The following is a 16,416-nucleotide window of genomic DNA, read 5'->3' as shown; positions in this document are numbered from 1 at the left end:
GTCCTAGTATAATTTCTAAACTGTGGCAGCACATTATCAGATCGTCGGAACGACGGCGCTGGAGATTTCGGCCAGCATCGAGGCGGGGGTGCGCACGGACGCGTTCCCGGCGGGCGCCCCGCTCCCCGCCGTCCGGGCGCTCGCCGAGCAGCTGGGGGTCAGCCCCGCGACCGTCGCGAAGGCATACCAGGCGCTACGGCAGCGCGGCGTGGTGGAGACCGCCGGCCGCAACGGCACCCGGGTCCGGCACCGCCCGCCCGTCGCCGCGCTCCGCTCCGCGCTGCGCCCGGCCGCCCCCGCCGGGGGTCTCGACCTCTCCGGCGGCAGCCCCGACGAGCGGCTGCTGCCCCCGGTCGGGCCGCACCTGGCCGCGATCGCCGGTGCGGCCGCCCCGGTCGGCTACGACCACGACGGCGTGCTGCCCGAGCTGGCCGCGCTGGCCCGACAGCGGCTCGCCGCCGACGGCGTGCCCGCCGACGCGATCACCCTCACGGCCGGCGCGCTCGACGGCATCGAACGGTTGCTCGCCGCCGCGCTGCGCTCCGGCGACAAGGTCGCGGTCGAGGACCCCGGCTGGGCCAACCTGCTCGACCTGGTCGCCGCGCTCGGGCTGGAACCGGTGCCGGTGCCGGTCGACGACGAGGGCCCGCGCGTCGAGGGGCTGCTCGCGGCGCTCGCGGCCGGGGCCCGCGCCCTCGTGGTGACCAGCCGGGCGCACAACCCGACCGGGGCGGCCGTGACCGCCGCCCGCGCCGGCGCGCTGCGATCGGCGCTCGCCGCGCACCCCGAGCTGCTGCTGATCGAGGACGACCACGCCGCCGAGCTGTCCTCCGTACCCCTGCACTGTCTGGCCGGCGCGACCGCCAGCTGGGCGTTCCTCCGCTCGGCCAGCAAGCCCTACGGCCCCGACCTGCGCCTGGCAGTCCTCGCCGGCGACGACGCCACGGTGGCGCGGGTCGCCGGGCGGATGCGGGTCGGCACCGGCTGGGTCTCCACGCTGCTGCAACGCCTCGTGCTGGCGCTCTGGCGGGACCCGGCGACCGGCGCGGCGGTGGCCGCGGCGCGGGAGAGCTACGACCGGCGGCGCGCCGCGCTGCGCGCGGCGCTGGCCGCGCGCGGGGTGCCCAGCCACGGCCGCACCGGGATCAACGTCTGGGTGCCGGTTCGCGACGAGACGCAGGCCGTGACGGCCCTGCGGGACGCCCGGTACGCGGTCGCGCCCGGCGCGCTGTACCGGCTCGGCTCCGCCCCCGGCATCCGGATCACGGTGAGCCCGCTCGCCGACGAACAGGTCGAGCCGCTGGCCGAGGCGGTCGCCGCGGCCGTCCGGGGCGCCGCACCGGGGGCCTTCAGCGCGTGAACCCCGCGGTAGGGGGTAGAACTTCTTCCATGGCCGAGACCGAAACCCCGCCGGGGGCGCAGCGGTTCATCCCGTCCGACACCGCGCGCCTCGACGACCTGCGCGCCGCCGCACCCGGCTGCCGCGGTTGCGAGCTGCACGAGGACGCCACGCAGGTCGTCTTCGGCCGGGGCGACGTCAACGCGCGGGTGGTGATGGTCGGCGAACAGCCGGGCGACGTGGAGGACCAGCAGGGGTTGCCGTTCGTCGGGCCGGCCGGGCGGCTGCTGCGCCGGGCCGTCGACGACGCCGGGATCGACCCCGGGCAGATCTACCTCACCAATGCGGTCAAGCACTTCCGTTTCGAGCTGCGCGGCAAGCGCCGGATCCACCAGACCCCGGACCGGGTGCACATCGTGGCCTGCCGGCCGTGGCTGGTCGCCGAGTTCGCGCTGCTGCGCCCGGAGGTGATCGTGGTGCTGGGCGCGACCGCGGCCAAGGCGCTGCTCGGCCCGTCGTTCCGGGTGACGCAGTCGCGCGGCGTGCTGATGCCCTGGCCCGACTCGGCGCAGCGCGCCCGGGACTTCCCGATCGGGCCGGCGCAGGCGCTCGCCACCATCCACCCGTCCGCGGTGCTGCGCGCCGACGACCGCGAGGCCGCCTACAACGGGCTGGTCGCGGATCTCACCGTGGCCGCGCGGCTGCTCGCCGGCTGAGGCGCCGCGGGGATCGCCGCGACCGGACCGGTGGCGACCGTCGCGGGTGGACGGCCGGCTGATCGGCGCGCGCGCTTGGGGTCGCGGCGGCGATCGGGGCAGACTGACGGCCATGCAGCAGCACCTCTACGAGCCCGTACACGAGGAGTTCCGAGCCCTGTGCCGGGAGTTCCTGGCCCGCGAGGCCGCGCCGCACCACGAGCGCTGGGAGGCCGAGGGGATCGTCGACCGCGAGGTGTGGCGCAGGGCCGGCGCGGCTGGGCTGCTCGGCATGGACGTGGCCGAGGAGTACGGCGGCGGCGGCCAGCGCGACTTCCGGTTCCACGCGGTGCTGGCCGAGGAGGTCGTCGCGGCCGGCTGCTCCGGGCTCGGCTTCGGGCTGCACAACGACGTCGTCGCCCCGTACTTGACGGAGTTGACGACCGAGGACCAGCGCAAGCGGTGGCTGCCCGGTTTCTGCTCCGGCGACCTGGTGACCGCGATCGCGATGAGCGAGCCCGGCGCCGGCTCCGACCTCGCCGGGGTGCGTACGACGGCGGTCCGGGACGGCGACTCGTACGTCCTCAACGGACAGAAGACGTTCATCACGAACGGCGAGATGGCCGACCTGGTGATCGTGGTGGCGAAGACCGCGCCGGACCAGGGGGCGCACGGCGTCAGCCTGATCGCCGTCGAACGGGACACCCCCGGGTTTACCCGCGGGCGCCGGTTGCAGAAGGTGGGGCTGAAGGCCAACGACACCGCCGAGCTCTTCTTCGACGACTGCCGGGTCCCCGCCGAGAACCTGCTCGGCGCCGAGAACCACGGCTTCTACCACCTGATGGCGAACCTGCCCCGCGAGCGGCTCAGCATCGCCGTCGCCGCGGTGGCGGTCGCCGAACGGCTGCTGGCGATCACGCTCGACCACGCCCGGTCGCGGGAGGCGTTCGGCCGGCCGATCGGCGCGTTCCAGCACAACCGCTTCCTGCTCGCCGAGCTCGACACCGAGATCACCATCGCCCGCACCTTCGTCAACCACTGCGTCCGCGAGTTCGACGCGGGGCGGCTGTCCGTGGTCGACGCGGCGAAGGCGAAGTGGTGGACGACCGAGCTGCAGAACAAGGTCGCCGACCGCTGCGTGCAGCTGCACGGCGGCTACGGCTACATGCTCGAATACCCGGTGGCGAAGGCGTGGCTGGACAGCCGCGTCCAGACCATCTACGGCGGCACCACCGAGATCATGAAAGAGATCATCGGCCGCAGCCTCGGCGTATGACCCGCCGCCGCACGCCCGGCGCGCCGATCAAGGACCATTCCACATGACCTCGTACCTCACGGCGCCCGGCCCCGACAGCGTCACCGCCGAGCGTGCCCGCGTGCAGCGGCGTACGCTCCCGCTGCTCTTCGGCACCCAGATCGTCGGCGGGATCGGCACCACCATCGCGGTCTCGGTCGGCGCGCTGCTCACCTCCCGGCTCGTCGGCACCGGGCTGTCCGGGCTGGCCCAGAGCGCCGCCGTGGTCGGTGCCGCGCTGCTCGCCGTCCCGGTCACCGCGGTGATGAACCGCCGGGGCCGCCGGCCCGGACTCGCCCTGGCGTACCTCGTCGGGGCCGCGGGCGCCGCGCTGGTGGTCGCCGCCACCGTCACCCGGTGGGTGCCGCTGCTCTTCCTCGGGATGCTGCTGCTCGGCGGCGGCACGACCGCCAACCTGCAGGCCCGGTACGCGGCCGTCGACCTGGCCGAACCCGCCCGCCGCGGTCGACAGCTGTCGCTGATCGTCTGGGCGACCACCCTCGGCGCGGTCGCCGCGCCGCCGCTCGCCCCGCTCGCCGACACCGCCCTGCACCGATTCGGCCTGCCGCCGTTGGCCGGGCCGTTCGCGTTCAGCGCCGTCGCGTTCGTCGTCGCCGCCGGCGCACTGCAGCTCTTCCTTCGCCCGGACCCGCTGCTCACCGCGCGTCGCGCCGCGGCGTTGACCGCGCCGGTCGCCGCCGCGCCCCACGGCCTGACAGCGGCGGTACGGGCCGTGGCCGGCCGCCCCGCCGCCCGGCTCGGCGTCGCCGCCGTGGCCGTCGGCCACCTCGTGATGGTCGGGGTGATGGCGATGACACCGGTCCACCTCGATCAGCGGCACGGCGGCGACGTGCTGCGCGTCGTCGGGATCGTGCTGAGCCTGCACATCGCCGGGATGTACGCGCTGGCGCCGCTGGTCGGCTGGCTCACCGACCGGCTGGGTCGCCGTGCGGTCATCCTCGGTGGGGTGGGCCTGCTGCTCGCCGCGTGCGGTGTCGCCGGCACTGCCGGCCACGACGTGACGCGGATCTCGGTGGGGCTCGTACTGCTCGGCCTGGGCTGGTCCGCCACGATGGTCGCGGGGTCGACGCTGCTGTCGGAGTCGGTCCCGGTCGGGCTGCGCCCCGCCGTGCAGGGCCTGTCCGACCTGACGATGGGGCTCGCCGGCGCGGCGGCCGGGGCGCTCAGTGGGTTTATCGTCCTATGGGCCGGATATTCCGTGCTCAACCTGCTCGCGGCGATCGCCACCGTGCCGCTGCTGGCGCTAGCGTTGCCGCCGTTGTCGGTTACGTCGCGGCCGCCGGCCGCAAAGCCGCCGACGACGGCAGGGGACCGAGGGGTGGAAAAGTGCGGCTGACGGACTTCTGGACGCGGCTGGAGCAGGCGTTCGGACGCGGGTACGCCGAGAGCATCGCCGCCGACCAGGTGCTGCCGCAGCTCGGCGGCCGCACGATCCAGCAGGCGCTCGACGCCGGCGAGGAGACCGTGGTCGTCTGGCGCGCGGTGGTCGCCGCGTACCCGGACCGGGTGCCGTCCCGGCTGCGCTGAGGCGCCCCCGACATTCGTACGCTTGTTCTGGCGTGTTGGCTTGCCGCGTCGTACACCTGTTCGGCTATTGTCCACACGGTGGTGCTTGTCCACAGCTCACGGCCCGTCGGCTGTTTTCTGTCGGACCCAGCGCCTAGCGTGTCCGCGTGACGAGAAGTTCAGCGAAGACGCCCGCGAAGTCGGCGAATGTAGGGGTGGCAGCAATGGCGGCAGGGCCTGACCGGGAGAAGGCGCTCGACCTCGCTCTCGCGCAGATCGACAAGCAGTTCGGCAAGGGCTCCGTGATGCGGCTGGGGGAGCGGCCGGTCGTGCAGACCGCCGTCATCCCGACCGGCTCCATCGCGCTCGACGTGGCGCTCGGCGTGGGCGGCCTGCCCCGCGGCCGTGTGATCGAGGTCTACGGCCCGGAGTCCAGCGGTAAGACCACGGTCGCGTTGCACGCGGTCGCCAACGCGCAGCGCGCCGGCGGCATCGCGGCGTTCATCGACGCCGAGCACGCGCTCGACCCGGAGTACGCCAAGGCGCTCGGCGTCGACACCGACTCGATGCTGGTCTCGCAGCCCGACACCGGTGAGCAGGCGCTGGAGATCGCGGACATGCTGATCCGCTCCGGCGCGCTGGACATCATCGTCATCGACTCGGTCGCCGCGCTGGTGCCGCGCGCCGAGATCGAGGGCGAGATGGGTGACAGCCACGTGGGTCTGCAGGCGCGGCTGATGAGCCAGGCGCTGCGGAAGATCACGGGTGTGCTCAACAACACCGGGACGACCGCGATCTTCATCAACCAGCTTCGCGAGAAGATCGGCGTCATGTTCGGCAGCCCCGAGACCACGACCGGTGGTCGGGCGCTGAAGTTCTACGCCTCGGTCCGGCTCGACGTGCGTCGCATCGAGGCGCTGAAGGACGGCACCGACGTGGTCGGTAACCGCACCCGCGTCAAGGTCGTGAAGAACAAGGTCGCGGCGCCGTTCAAGCAGGCCGAGTTCGACATCATGTACGGCAAGGGCATCTCGCGGGAGGGCTCGCTGATCGACGTCGGCGTCGAGCAGAGCATCATCCGCAAGTCCGGCGCCTGGTACACGTACGACGGCGACCAGCTCGGCCAGGGCAAGGAGAAGGCCCGGGAGTTCCTGAAGGAGAACCCGGACGTGGCCGCCGAGATCGAGAAGAAGATCCTCGAGAAGCTCGGTGTCGGCTCGGGCGCCAGCGACGCGGCCGGTGGGCCCGAGCTGCCGCCGGTGGACTTCTGAGGCGACCGCGGCCTGATCGATGGCGGGACGGCGCGGAGCGCGTTCGGGGCGGGGCTGGGACGCGGCCCCGTCCCGTGATGCCGGCGTGGCACGGCGCGGGCGGGGACGGCGTCCGTCGGAGGCCGGAGAGGACCCCGGCGGTTCGGCGGGGCGTGAGCCGGAGAAGCCGCGCGACGAAGCGGAGCTGGCGCGGGAGATCTGCCTGCGCCAGCTCGCCGTGCGTCCGCGCACGCGGGCGGAGTTGGCGGGCGCGCTGAGCCGGCGGGGGATCTCCGAGGAGACGGCCCTGGCGGTGCTCGACCGCTACGACGAAGTCGGCATGATCGACGACGCGGCGTTCGCCCGCGCGTGGATCGTGAGCCGGCACCACGGCCGTGGCCTGGCGCGGCGGGCGCTCGCGAACGAGCTGCGGCAGCGCGGCGTCGACGCGGACACCGCCGGTGCGGCGTTGGAGGAGCTGGACGAGACGACCGAGGCGGCGACCGCGCGCGCCCTGGTGGATCGGAAGCTACGCACGACCACCGGCGCCCCAGACGCCGTGTTCCGGCGGCTCGTCGGGATGCTGGCCCGCAAGGGCTATTCGCCGGGGGTGGCGATCCGGGCGGTCAAGGACGCGCTGGCCGCGCAGAGCGCCGAGGCGGCCGAGTTCGCCGACCAGATCGACGAGGACACGCTCGCGGAGGCCGCCGACGACGGCCGCGCCTGAGGCGTGTCGATCTTCGCGGGACGGCGGGGTCGGGACCGGTAACGTCGCGGTGTGGAGGCGGCGCGCGGAGCATGATCCATTGGGGACCACGGGATCGGACTTCGGGCGTCCGGCGGCCCGCGATATGTCGACCATGGGAGGTCCATCACGACCTCGGAGCGGCCGTACCGGCTGTGACCTGGGAGTGTGTTTTCCCGTGCCGATCGTCCCGACTGCTGCCGGATCATGAGTCCTTGACCGAACGGCCCCCCGCAACCTAGCCTCGCGTACAACGAGAATGTCCGACCACCGCAGGCTAAGCGCACAACATAGATCGCGTAACAGTACAGCAACACTTTGGCGCAGCTCACCGGCCACATTGGTCGTTACCGGACAGGCCGGCCCCGGTGGCGACAGCGATACCGCCGACCGCCGTCGGTCTGCTCGTACGCCGACGACGCCGGCGGCGCGTTCGGTGACGCGTACCGTCAGCCGCCCCGGTCGGGCGTCTCAACAGCCGCAGGGTGGGTAGCAGGAGGGCAGAACTCTCCGGCGTTGGACGGTGGAGGGGAGACGGCCATGACCGAGCGTCGAGAGTTCATCACCGTGCTCCGCCGCTGTGGGGCACCGGCATGACCGGACTGGAGTGGGCGCTGATCGCCGCGGTCGTCGGGCTCGCGGTCCTCGTGCTCGTGGCCCTGGCCCTCGGCGCGCGGATGCTGCGCCGGATCGGTGTGGTCCGCACCGCCGCCGATGTGGTCGAGGAGGATCCCGCGTTCGTCGCGGCCAAGGACCGGCAGGAGCAGTCCCTCGCGGCGCTGCGCACCGCCGCGGACGAGGCGTCCTCGGCCGTGGAGCAGGCCAAGGCGGCCGCCGCGGCGGCCCGCACCGACGCCGCCGCGGCCAAGGCGGAGGCGAGCGCGGCGCGGGCGGAGGCGCGCCGGGTGCTCGACGCGGCCCGGGCCGAGGCCGACACCGTGCTGGAGCGGGCGCACCGACAGGCCGAGGCGGATGCCGAGCAGGTCCGGACGGCGGCGCGGCGCAGCGGCGAGCGGGAGATCGCGCTGCTGTCGACGACCGTCAAGGAGCAGGCCGCCGAGATCGAGCGGCGCGCCCAGCGGATGGACGAGCGGGAGCGGCAGCACAGCGAGGAGGTGGAGCGGCTCGCCGCCCGCGAGCGGCGGCTGAGCGCCGCCGCCGCGACGCTGACGGAGCGGGAGAACGCCCTTGCCGCGCGGGAGACGGCGCTCGTCGAGGCCGAGGAGCAGCACCGGCGGGAGCTGGAGCGGATCGCCGGGTTGACCGCCGACGCGGCCCGGGCGGAGCTGGTCGAGTCGATCGAGGGCCAGGCGAAGCGGGAGGCGGCGTTGCTGGTCCGCGACATCGAGGCGGACGCGCGCGGCACGGCCGAGCAGCGGGCCCGGAACATCGTCGTGGACGCCATCCAACGGGTGGCGAGCGAGCAGACCGCGGAGAGCGTGGTCAGCGTGTTGCATCTGCCGGGCGACGAGATGAAGGGGCGGATCATCGGCCGGGAGGGGCGCAACATCCGCGCCTTCGAGTCCGTGACCGGGGTCAACCTGATCATCGACGACACCCCGGAAGCCGTCCTGCTCTCCTGCTTCGACCCCGTGCGGCGGGAGATCGGCCGGCTCACCCTGGAGAAGCTGGTGCTCGACGGGCGGATCCACCCGCACCGGATCGAGGAGGTCTTCGAGACCGCCAAGCACGAGGTCGAGCGGTTGTGCCACCGGGCGGCGGAGGACGCGCTCGTCGACGTCGGGATCACCGAGATCCACCCCGAGCTGGTCACCCTGCTGGGCCGGTTGCGCTACCGCACGTCGTACGGGCAGAACGTCCTCAAGCATCTCGTCGAGACCGCGCACATCGCCGGGGTGATGGCGGCCGAGCTGCGGCTGGACATTCCGACGATCAAGCGTTGCGCGTTCCTGCACGACATCGGCAAGGCGCTGACCCACGAGGTGGAGGGGAGCCACGCGCTGATCGGCGCGGACCTGGCCCGCAAGTACGGCGAGTCCGAGGACGTCGTGCACGCCATCGAAGCGCATCACAACGAGGTTGCGCCGCAAACCATCGAGGCGGTGCTGACGCAGGCGTCGGACGCCTGTTCCGGTGGTCGGCCGGGCGCGCGCCGGGAGAGCCTGGAGGCGTACGTCAAGCGGCTCGAGCGGATCGAGGAGATCGCCGGCGGCAAGTCGGGCGTCGAGAAGGTCTTCGCGATGCAGGCCGGCCGCGAGATCCGGGTGATGGTGAAACCGGAGGACGTCGACGACATCGGCGCCGCGGTGCTGGCCCGCGACGTGGCCAAGCAGATCGAGGAGGAGCTGACCTATCCGGGTCAGATCCGGGTGACGGTGGTCCGCGAATCCCGCGTCACCGAGATCGCCCGCTGACCGCGCCCGCGACACCCGTCAAACGGTCAAGGGATCCGCGGCACGGACACGGACGTGTCGTGCTGCGGATCCCTTGATCACGCTGGTGCCGCTGGCTGGGCGGCGCGGGGTCAGATCGCGGTGCGGCCGGCGTCGCCGAAGTCCTTCGTCGGCAGCACCGCGGCCGAGGTCTTGCGCGCCCGACCCATCCGCTTCTGCAGCCACCAGGCGAGCACCGAGAGCAGGCCGCAGGTCGCGATGTAGATGACGGCGACGATCAGGTACGTCGGCACGTACGGCAGCCCGAACGCGAGGCGGCCGCCGATCTGCTTGCCGACGAAGAGCAGCTCCGGATAGGTGATGATGAAGCCGAGCGCGGTGTCCTTGAGCAGTACCACCAGTTGGCTCACGATCGCCGGCAGCATCGCGCGCACCGCCTGGGGCAGCAGGATCAGCCGGATCACCTGGTTCTTCCGCATGCCGATCGCGTACGCGCCCTCGGACTGGCCGCGCGGCACCGCGTTGATGCCGGCCCGGAAGATCTCGGCCAGCACCGACCCGTTGTAGAGGGTGAGACCGATGACCAGCGCCCAGAGCTTGTCGATCGACCAGCCGTACTGCAGCGGCACGTAGTAGCCGAAGAAGATCAGGATCAGCAGCGGGATGGCCCGGAAGAGCTCGACCACGAAGGTGGCCGGGGCCCGCAGGATCCACCGGTCGCTGAGCCGGGCCGCGGCGAAGAGCGCGCCGAAGAGCAGCGCGAGCACCGTCGCGATGCCGGCCGCCTTCAGCGTGGCCAGGTAGCCGGCGAGCAGCTCACGCTGCACCGCCGCGTACTGGAACTGCTCCCACTTGCGCGCCTCGAACTGGCCGGTCTGCCAGAACCGGTAGACCGCCCACCCGATGAGCCCGACGATCGCGGCGATCGAGACGACCCCGATGATCGCGTTGCGCCGGCGCGCCCGGGGGCCGGGCAGGTCGTAGAGGACCGTCGCCTGAGTCACTGCGTTGCCTTCCGTTCGCGACTGCGGGACTCGCTGCGCTCACTCCTCGCGCTCACCGTGCCACCGCCAACTTGCGCTCCAGGAACCGCTGCAGAACGACCAGCGGAAGAATCAGGATGAGGAAGCCGATCGTGATCCAGAGCAGCACCGCGAACTGCGGCTCGCCCCGTTCGGACATGTACGCCGGGATGGCGCCCGCCTCCAGCACGGAGAAGCCGGCAGCGATCGTGGTGTTCTTCAGCATCGCGATGAACACGCTCATCATCGGCGGGACCATCGAGCGCAGCGCCTGGGGCAGCACGATCGAGCCGAGCACCTGCAGGAATGTCATGCCCAGCGCGCGGGCCGCCTCGGCCTGGCCGGTCGCGACGGTGTTGATGCCGGACCGGACCACCTCGCAGACGAACGCCGAGGTGTAGAGGGTCAACGCGAGGAACGCGGCCGGGAGGTAGTCGATATTGACATCGAGCTTCGGGACCGCGAAGACGAGGAAGGCGAAGACCAACGTGAGCGGGGTGTTGCGCAGCACGTTGACGTAGGTCGCGCCGAAGGCGCGCAACGCCGGCACCGGGGAGACCCGCATCGCCCCGAGCAGCGTGCCGAGAACGAGGCTGCCGACGGCGGCGACCAGGAAGAGCTTGACGGTGTTGGTGAACCCCTGGGAATAGAGGCTCCAGTTATCCGTCAGTACTCGAAGAAACTCGGCCATTCCTCGCTCTCATTTCTCGCCACGGGCGCCGGGCGGGTGTTCCCGCCCGGCGCCCGTGATCAGGTCACCGCTCGATCAGTACCGCTCGAGCGCCGGCGGCGAGGCCGGCGAGCCCGACTTGCCCAGCGTGCCGTCGTAGATCTTCTGCCAGGTGCCGTCGGCGAACGACGCGGCGAGCTGCGCGTTGACGTAGTCACGCAGCGCCTTGTCGGTCTTCGGCAGGCCGATGCCGTACTTCTCGGTGCTGAACGGCTTGCCGACGACCTTCAGGTCGGTGCTGTTCTGCGCGGCGTAGCCCTTGAGGATCGCGTCGTCGGTCGTGACGGCGTCGACCTTCTTGTCGAGCAGCTGCGACACGCACTCCGAGTAGGTGGCGAACTCGACGATGTTGTTCGCCTCGGTCAGGCCCTCGTCGCGCACCCGCTGGATCGGCGTGGAGCCCTTCGCGGAGCAGACCTTCTTGCCCTTGAGGGTCTCCTTGCCGGTGATCGCCGACTCGTCCTTGCGGACCAGCAGGTCCTGGCCGGCGATGAAGTACGGGCCGGCGAAGGCGATGTCGTTCTTACGCTTGTCGGTGATCGAGTAGGTGCCGACGTAGTAGTCGATCTCGCCGCCCTTGATCGCCGTCTCGCGGTTGGCGGACGGGATCTCCTTGTACTCGATCTTCGCCGGGTCGACGCCGAGCTTGCTGGCGATGAGCTGCGCGACCTCGATGTCGAAGCCGCACCGCTTGCCCTGGGCGTCCTTGTAGCCCAGGTTCGGCTGGTCGAACTTCACGCCGATGACGACCTTGCCGGCGCTCTTGATCTTGTCGTAGGTCGGGCTGCCGGTCAGGTCGACGCTGCTCGCCGGCGTGAACGTGGCACCCGAACTCTGGCAGGTGTCGCCGTTCGCCGCGCCGGAGCCGTTGCCGGCGCCGCTCGGGGCCGGCGTGCCCTCCTTGCCGCAGGCGGCGGCGGTCAGGGCGAGCGTCGCCATCAGGGTGGCGGCGGCCACGCGTGTGATCCGCATGTGTATCTCCTTCATCGATGGAGGCGCCGCGGCGGCGGCGCGCTCCGGGGAACGCCCGGTGCTAGTGCGTCAGGATCTTCGACAGGAAGTCCTTGGCCCGGTCGCTGCGCGGGTTTTCGAAGAACTCCGTCGGGGGAGCATCTTCGACCAGTTGGCCGTCAGCCATGAAGATCACGCGGTTTGCGGCGTGTCGGGCGAAGCCCATCTCATGCGTGACCACGACCATCGTCATGCCCTCGCGGGCCAGCGACGTCATCACGTCGAGCACCTCGCCGACCATCTCCGGGTCGAGCGCGCTGGTCGGCTCGTCGAAGAGCATCGCCTTCGGCTGCATGGCCAGGGCCCGCGCGATCGCGGCGCGCTGCTGCTGGCCGCCGGAGAGCTGCGCGGGGTACTTCTCCGCCTGGCTGGCGATCCCGACCCGGTCGAGCAGCTGCATCGCCCGCTCCCGGACCACCGCCGGCTTCTCCTTGCGGACCTTGACGGGCCCGATCGTCACGTTCTCGAGGATCGTCTTGTGCGCGAAGAGGTTGAAGGACTGGAAGACCATCCCCACCTCGCTGCGCAGCTGCGCGAGCGCCCGGCCCTCCGCCGGCAGCGGCCGGCCGTCGAAGACGATGGTCCCCGAGTTGATCGGCTCCAGGCGGTTGATCGCCCGGCAGAGCGTGGACTTGCCGGACCCGGAGGGGCCGATCACCACCACGACCTCGCCCCGCTCGATGGAGAGATTCACATCCTTGAGCACGTGGAGCGGACCGAACCACTTGTTGACCCCGTCGAGCACGATGAGCGGGCCACCCGTCGTCACCGTCATCCACCGTCCTGTCGTGCGTGCCTGGTCGAGCTCGACTCACATCTGCCCCGCCACTTTAGGCGGGGCTTGATGCCAGAGTGCAACTCTGATGGTCACGGAGAGGTAACACACGCCCACAGAGGCCGCCGAGCCGGTCACCATGGGCATATGCCGACATCCACCGCCCCCACCGCCCTGTGGAACTGGTCCGTCGAGGCGCCCGTCGCCGCCCCGGACGTCTACCGGGCACTGGCGGCGGTGCTCGATCGTCCCGTGCTGCCGCTCGCCGGCGCGGACCCGGAACTCCTCCTCGACGACGTCGTGCTCTGCGACGTGTGGCGGCGGCCGGGGCTCTTCGGAATGTCCGTCGACTGCTACCGCGCCCCCGCCGACGTGGGGGAGACCGGTGTGGTGGCCGGCTTCGCCCGGCTGATCGGCGAGCGGTGCCTGCTCCCCGACGACACCGCCGACCCCGGGCGGTTCCTGCTGATCACGCCGGAGGGTGTGGTGCGGCCGGTGCACCTGGACGTCGCGGACACCGACGACGGGGAGGTGCTGAGCAACCTCCGGTTCTGCACCGCCTCGGACCCGTGGTGCCGCGAATGGGCGCGCTGCGACCAGTCGCGCCGCGCGCCCGATTCCGTGCTGCCGCCCTACGTCGTGGCCTGACCCCGCCGCACGGCACCGCTGCTGGAAGCCGCGGCGTCACCGGCGGATACTCTGGTGCCAATCATGACTACCGCAGCCGAGAGCAGCCTGTCCCGCACCTACCAGGTGCGCACGTACGGCTGCCAGATGAACGTGCACGACTCCGAGCGGATCTCCGGCCTGCTGGAGCAGGCGGGCTACGTGCGGGCGGGCGAATCCGACGACCCGGACGTGGTGGTCTTCAACACCTGCGCCGTACGGGAGAACGCCGACAACCGCCTCTACGGGAACCTCGGTCACCTGCGGCCCGTGAAGAACAAGCGGCCCGGGATGCAGATCGCGGTCGGCGGCTGCCTGGCCCAGAAGGACCGCGGCGAGATCGTCCGGCGCGCGCCCTGGGTCGACGTCGTGTTCGGCACCCACAACATCGGGTCGCTGCCGGCGCTGCTCGAGCGGGCCCGGCACAACGCCGCCGCCGAGGTGGAGATCCTCGAGTCGCTGGAGGTCTTCCCCTCGACGCTGCCGACCCGGCGCGAGTCGACGTACGCGGGCTGGGTCTCGATCTCCGTCGGCTGCAACAACACCTGCACCTTCTGCATCGTGCCGTCGCTGCGCGGCAAGGAGAAGGACCGCCGGCCGGGCGACATCCTCGCCGAGGTGCGGGCCCTGGTCGCCGAGGGCGTGCTGGAGGTGACGCTGCTCGGCCAGAACGTCAACTCGTACGGCGTCGAGTTCGGCGACCGGCTCGCGTTCGGCAAGCTGCTGCGGGCCTGCGGCGACGTGGAGGGGCTGGAGCGGGTCCGCTTCACCAGCCCGCACCCGAAGGACTTCACCGACGACGTGATCGCGGCGATGGCCGAGACGCCCAACGTCTGCCACTCGCTGCACATGCCGTTGCAGTCCGGCTCCGACGACGTGCTGCGGGCGATGCGCCGCTCGTACCGCGCGGAGCGCTATCTCGGCATCATCGAGAAGGTCCGGGCGGCGATGCCGGACGCGGCGATCACCACGGACATCATCGTCGGCTTCCCCGGCGAGACCGACGCCGACTTCGAGCGCACCCTCGACGTCGTGCGCGAGGCGCGGTTCTCGTCCGCCTTCACCTTCCAGTACTCCAAGCGCCCCGGCACCCCGGCCGCGACCATGGACGGCCAGCTGCCCAAGCAGGTGGTGCAGGAGCGCTACGAGCGGCTGATCGCGGCCGTCGAGGAGATCACCTGGGCGGAGAACAGGAAGCTCGTCGGCGAGACCGTCGAGGTGCTCGTCGCGGTCGGCGAGGGGCGCAAGGACGAGCGCACCGGTCGGCTGTCCGGGCGCGCCCGCGACGGTCGCCTGGTGCACTTCGACGCGGGCTCGTACGAGGGCGAGATCCGGCCGGGTGACATCGTGCACACCACCGTGACGTACGCCGCCCCGCACCACCTGAACGCCGACGACGAGCCGATCTCGCACCGGCACACCCGGGCCGGCGACGCGTACGAGGCGGGCATCGCCCCGCGTACCCCCGGGGTGCTGCTCGGGCTGCCGACGATCGGCGCGCCGCCCCCCGCGGCCACGCCGGCGACCGCCTGCGGCTGCGACTGACGTCCCCAACGACATCGGGCCCCTGCTCCAGTTGGAGCAGGGGCCCGATGCGTGTCGCCGGCTAGCTGGCCTGCTCGGCCAGCTGCAGGAACTGCCGCTTCGAGGCGAGCGCCTGCTCGGCCTCGCGGATCCGCTTGGCGTCGCCGGCCGCCTGGGCGCGCGCGAGCCGCTGCTCCGCCTCCGCGACCTGCTCGCGCATCTGTGCCAGCAGCGGGTTGGCCGACGGCTCGGTACGCCGCCAGGCCGCGTCCATCGCCTGCCGCACCTTGTCGTCCAGGGCGCGCAGCCGTCGGTCGAGCCCGGCCGCGGCCTCGCGCGGCACCCGCCCCGCCTCGTGCCACTGACCCTGGATCTCGCGGAGCTTCGCCTGCGCGCCGCGCGGGTCCGCGTCGACGTCCAGCGCCTCCGCCTCGGCCAGCAGCGCCTGCTTGCGCTCGAGGTTGCCCTTCAGCTCCGCGTCACGGGCGGAGAAGACCTCACTGCGGCGGGAGAAGAAGGCGTCCTGCGCGGCCCGGAACCGTTCCCAGAGCTTCTGCTCGGCCTCCTTGGAGGCGCGCGGCGCGGTCTTCCACTCGGCCATCAGCTCCTTCAGCCGGTTGGCCGTGGGCCCCCAGTCGTCCGAGGCGGCCAGCGCCTCGGCCTGCGCGACCAGCTCCTCCTTCGCGCCCTGCGCCTGCTTGCGCTGCGCGTCGAGGGTGGCGAAGTGGGCGCCGCGGCGGCGGGTGAACGCGTCGCGGGCCGCGGCGAACCGCTTCCACAGCTCGCCGTCGGTCTTCTTGTCGACCCCGCGGATCGACTTCCACTCGTCGAGGATCTCCTTGAGGCGGTCGCCGGCGGTCTTCCAGCCGGTCGACTCCGCGGCCAGCTGCTCGGCCTCCTCCACCAGGGCGGTCTTGCGGGCGAGCGCCTCGGTGCGGGCCGCCTCCTTGGCGGCCTTCGCCTCGCCCACCTTCGCCTCGGCCGTGCCGATGAGCTTGTCCAGCCGCGCCGCGAGCATGTCGATGTCGCCGACGACGTGGGCCTCGGCCAGCGATGTCCGCAGCCGTCGCAGCGTCGACAGCGAGTGCGCCGCGTCGGCCGCCCCCGAGTTGAGGCGCGCCTCGGTCAAGTCGACCTCGGTGACGAGGTCCGCGAAACGGCGCGCGAAGTGTGCCAGGCCCTCTTCCGGCGCCCCTGCCTGCCAGGAACCGACCACGCGCTCGCCCTCGGCCGTCTTGACGTAGACCGTGCCGTCCGCGTCGACCCGCCCGAAGGCCGTCCAGTCGCTCATGTGCCCATCCTCGTTCTCCCGGCGCCACCGGACGGGGGTCCCCCGGCGGTCGCCGCCACGGCGCAGAAGTGTCTCCCCGGCATTGTCACAGGTGCCACCCCATCCGCGTCGAGCGCCTATCGCCGACCGTGACCATACGGTGTCTTTCGAAGCAGCGACCTCAGGTCGCGGCGGGAGTAGAGTGCCCTGCCCG

At 72.0% G+C, this 16,416-nt stretch carries 15 protein-coding genes; 10 read left to right on the top strand and 5 right to left on the bottom strand.

What is annotated here, in order from left to right:
- Positions 1-22 precede the first annotated feature (22 nt).
- The 8 genes from BLW47_RS08340 to rny all read left to right on the top strand — a co-directional run bounded on the left by BLW47_RS08340 (position 23) and on the right by rny (position 9,225).
- Entirely contained in the window at positions 23-1,360 is a 1,338-nt protein-coding gene (locus BLW47_RS08340; RefSeq protein ID WP_091553859.1) for an aminotransferase class I/II-fold pyridoxal phosphate-dependent enzyme, read from the top strand.
- A gap of 29 nt (positions 1,361-1,389) precedes the next feature.
- On the top strand, positions 1,390-2,055 hold the full coding sequence (locus tag BLW47_RS08335; protein ID WP_091553856.1) for a UdgX family uracil-DNA binding protein: 666 nt from the start codon (positions 1,390-1,392) through the stop codon (positions 2,053-2,055).
- A 112-nt stretch (positions 2,056-2,167) separates the two neighbouring features.
- On the top strand, positions 2,168-3,310 hold the full coding sequence (locus tag BLW47_RS08330) for an acyl-CoA dehydrogenase family protein (RefSeq protein ID WP_091554638.1): 1,143 nt from the start codon (positions 2,168-2,170) through the stop codon (positions 3,308-3,310).
- Positions 3,311-3,353: 43 nt separating this feature from the next.
- Positions 3,354-4,685 carry an MFS transporter gene (locus BLW47_RS08325; protein WP_091553853.1) on the top strand — a complete coding sequence of 444 codons (1,332 nt, stop codon included), beginning with the start codon at positions 3,354-3,356 and terminating at the stop codon, positions 4,683-4,685.
- Positions 4,676-4,876, top strand: a complete 201-nt coding sequence (locus BLW47_RS08320) for a DUF3046 domain-containing protein (RefSeq protein WP_091553850.1) — start codon at positions 4,676-4,678, stop codon at positions 4,874-4,876. Before BLW47_RS08325 ends, BLW47_RS08320 begins: the two co-directional genes overlap by 10 nt.
- Before the next feature lie 203 nt (positions 4,877-5,079).
- A complete protein-coding gene (gene recA, locus BLW47_RS08315; protein ID WP_091553848.1) occupies positions 5,080-6,126 on the top strand; it encodes a recombinase RecA in 1,047 nt (348 codons plus the stop codon).
- 19 nt (positions 6,127-6,145) lie between these two features.
- On the top strand, positions 6,146-6,832 hold the full coding sequence (locus BLW47_RS08310; RefSeq protein ID WP_091553844.1) for a regulatory protein RecX: 687 nt from the start codon (positions 6,146-6,148) through the stop codon (positions 6,830-6,832).
- 611 nt (positions 6,833-7,443) lie between these two features.
- A complete protein-coding gene (rny, locus tag BLW47_RS08305) occupies positions 7,444-9,225 on the top strand; it encodes a ribonuclease Y (RefSeq protein WP_091553841.1) in 1,782 nt (593 codons plus the stop codon).
- A gap of 110 nt (positions 9,226-9,335) precedes the next feature.
- Here rny and BLW47_RS08300 read toward each other — a convergent pair whose 3' ends face one another.
- The 4 genes from BLW47_RS08300 to BLW47_RS08285 form a co-directional block, all read right to left on the bottom strand.
- Positions 9,336-10,208, bottom strand: a complete 873-nt coding sequence (locus BLW47_RS08300; RefSeq protein WP_091553838.1) for an amino acid ABC transporter permease — start codon at positions 10,206-10,208, stop codon at positions 9,336-9,338.
- Positions 10,209-10,260: 52 nt separating this feature from the next.
- Positions 10,261-10,917 (bottom strand): amino acid ABC transporter permease, encoded by a 657-nt coding sequence (locus BLW47_RS08295; RefSeq protein ID WP_091553835.1) that lies wholly within the window; start codon positions 10,915-10,917, stop codon positions 10,261-10,263.
- A gap of 75 nt (positions 10,918-10,992) precedes the next feature.
- Positions 10,993-11,928, bottom strand: a complete 936-nt coding sequence (locus BLW47_RS08290) for a glutamate ABC transporter substrate-binding protein (RefSeq protein ID WP_091553833.1) — start codon at positions 11,926-11,928, stop codon at positions 10,993-10,995.
- Between the two features lie 61 nt (positions 11,929-11,989).
- The gene (locus BLW47_RS08285) at positions 11,990-12,742 is read right to left on the bottom strand and encodes an amino acid ABC transporter ATP-binding protein (protein WP_091553830.1); all 753 of its coding nucleotides are present in this window, start codon (positions 12,740-12,742) and stop codon (positions 11,990-11,992) included.
- Positions 12,743-12,889: 147 nt separating this feature from the next.
- Between BLW47_RS08285 and BLW47_RS08280 the strand changes: the two genes are divergently transcribed.
- A complete protein-coding gene (locus tag BLW47_RS08280) occupies positions 12,890-13,390 on the top strand; it encodes a hypothetical protein (RefSeq protein ID WP_091553827.1) in 501 nt (166 codons plus the stop codon).
- A 63-nt stretch (positions 13,391-13,453) separates the two neighbouring features.
- On the top strand, positions 13,454-14,953 hold the full coding sequence (miaB, locus tag BLW47_RS08275; RefSeq protein ID WP_091553825.1) for a tRNA (N6-isopentenyl adenosine(37)-C2)-methylthiotransferase MiaB: 1,500 nt from the start codon (positions 13,454-13,456) through the stop codon (positions 14,951-14,953).
- 61 nt (positions 14,954-15,014) lie between these two features.
- Here the strand turns inward: miaB and BLW47_RS08270 are convergent, their stop codons facing one another.
- A complete protein-coding gene (locus BLW47_RS08270) occupies positions 15,015-16,223 on the bottom strand; it encodes a DUF349 domain-containing protein (RefSeq protein WP_091553822.1) in 1,209 nt (402 codons plus the stop codon).
- Positions 16,224-16,416 lie beyond the last annotated feature (193 nt).

The sequence above is a fragment of the Micromonospora pattaloongensis genome (genome assembly GCF_900107255.1).
GTDB classification, from domain to species: domain Bacteria; phylum Actinomycetota; class Actinomycetes; order Mycobacteriales; family Micromonosporaceae; genus Micromonospora_I; species Micromonospora_I pattaloongensis.
Note: the sequence above shows the minus strand (reverse complement) of the source record. Positions and strands in the feature narration are given on the sequence as shown.

Excerpts from the sequence above, each read along its gene's own strand:
- BLW47_RS08310 (WP_091553844.1), top strand. The coding sequence starts at position 6,146 with ATGGCGGGACGGCGCGGAGCGCGTTCGGGGCGGGGCTGGGACGCGGCC.
- BLW47_RS08325 (WP_091553853.1), top strand. The coding sequence starts at position 3,354 with ATGACCTCGTACCTCACGGCGCCCGGCCCCGACAGCGTCACCGCCGAG.
- miaB (WP_091553825.1), top strand. The coding sequence starts at position 13,454 with ATGACTACCGCAGCCGAGAGCAGCCTGTCCCGCACCTACCAGGTGCGC.
- recA (WP_091553848.1), top strand. The coding sequence starts at position 5,080 with ATGGCGGCAGGGCCTGACCGGGAGAAGGCGCTCGACCTCGCTCTCGCG.
- BLW47_RS08295 (WP_091553835.1), bottom strand. The coding sequence starts at position 10,917 with ATGGCCGAGTTTCTTCGAGTACTGACGGATAACTGGAGCCTCTATTCC.
- BLW47_RS08280 (WP_091553827.1), top strand. The coding sequence starts at position 12,890 with ATGCCGACATCCACCGCCCCCACCGCCCTGTGGAACTGGTCCGTCGAG.
- BLW47_RS08270 (WP_091553822.1), bottom strand. The coding sequence starts at position 16,223 with ATGAGCGACTGGACGGCCTTCGGGCGGGTCGACGCGGACGGCACGGTC.
- BLW47_RS08285 (WP_091553830.1), bottom strand. The coding sequence starts at position 12,742 with ATGACGGTGACGACGGGTGGCCCGCTCATCGTGCTCGACGGGGTCAAC.
- BLW47_RS08335 (WP_091553856.1), top strand. The coding sequence starts at position 1,390 with ATGGCCGAGACCGAAACCCCGCCGGGGGCGCAGCGGTTCATCCCGTCC.
- rny (WP_091553841.1), top strand. The coding sequence starts at position 7,444 with ATGACCGGACTGGAGTGGGCGCTGATCGCCGCGGTCGTCGGGCTCGCG.
- BLW47_RS08290 (WP_091553833.1), bottom strand. The coding sequence starts at position 11,928 with ATGCGGATCACACGCGTGGCCGCCGCCACCCTGATGGCGACGCTCGCC.
- BLW47_RS08330 (WP_091554638.1), top strand. The coding sequence starts at position 2,168 with ATGCAGCAGCACCTCTACGAGCCCGTACACGAGGAGTTCCGAGCCCTG.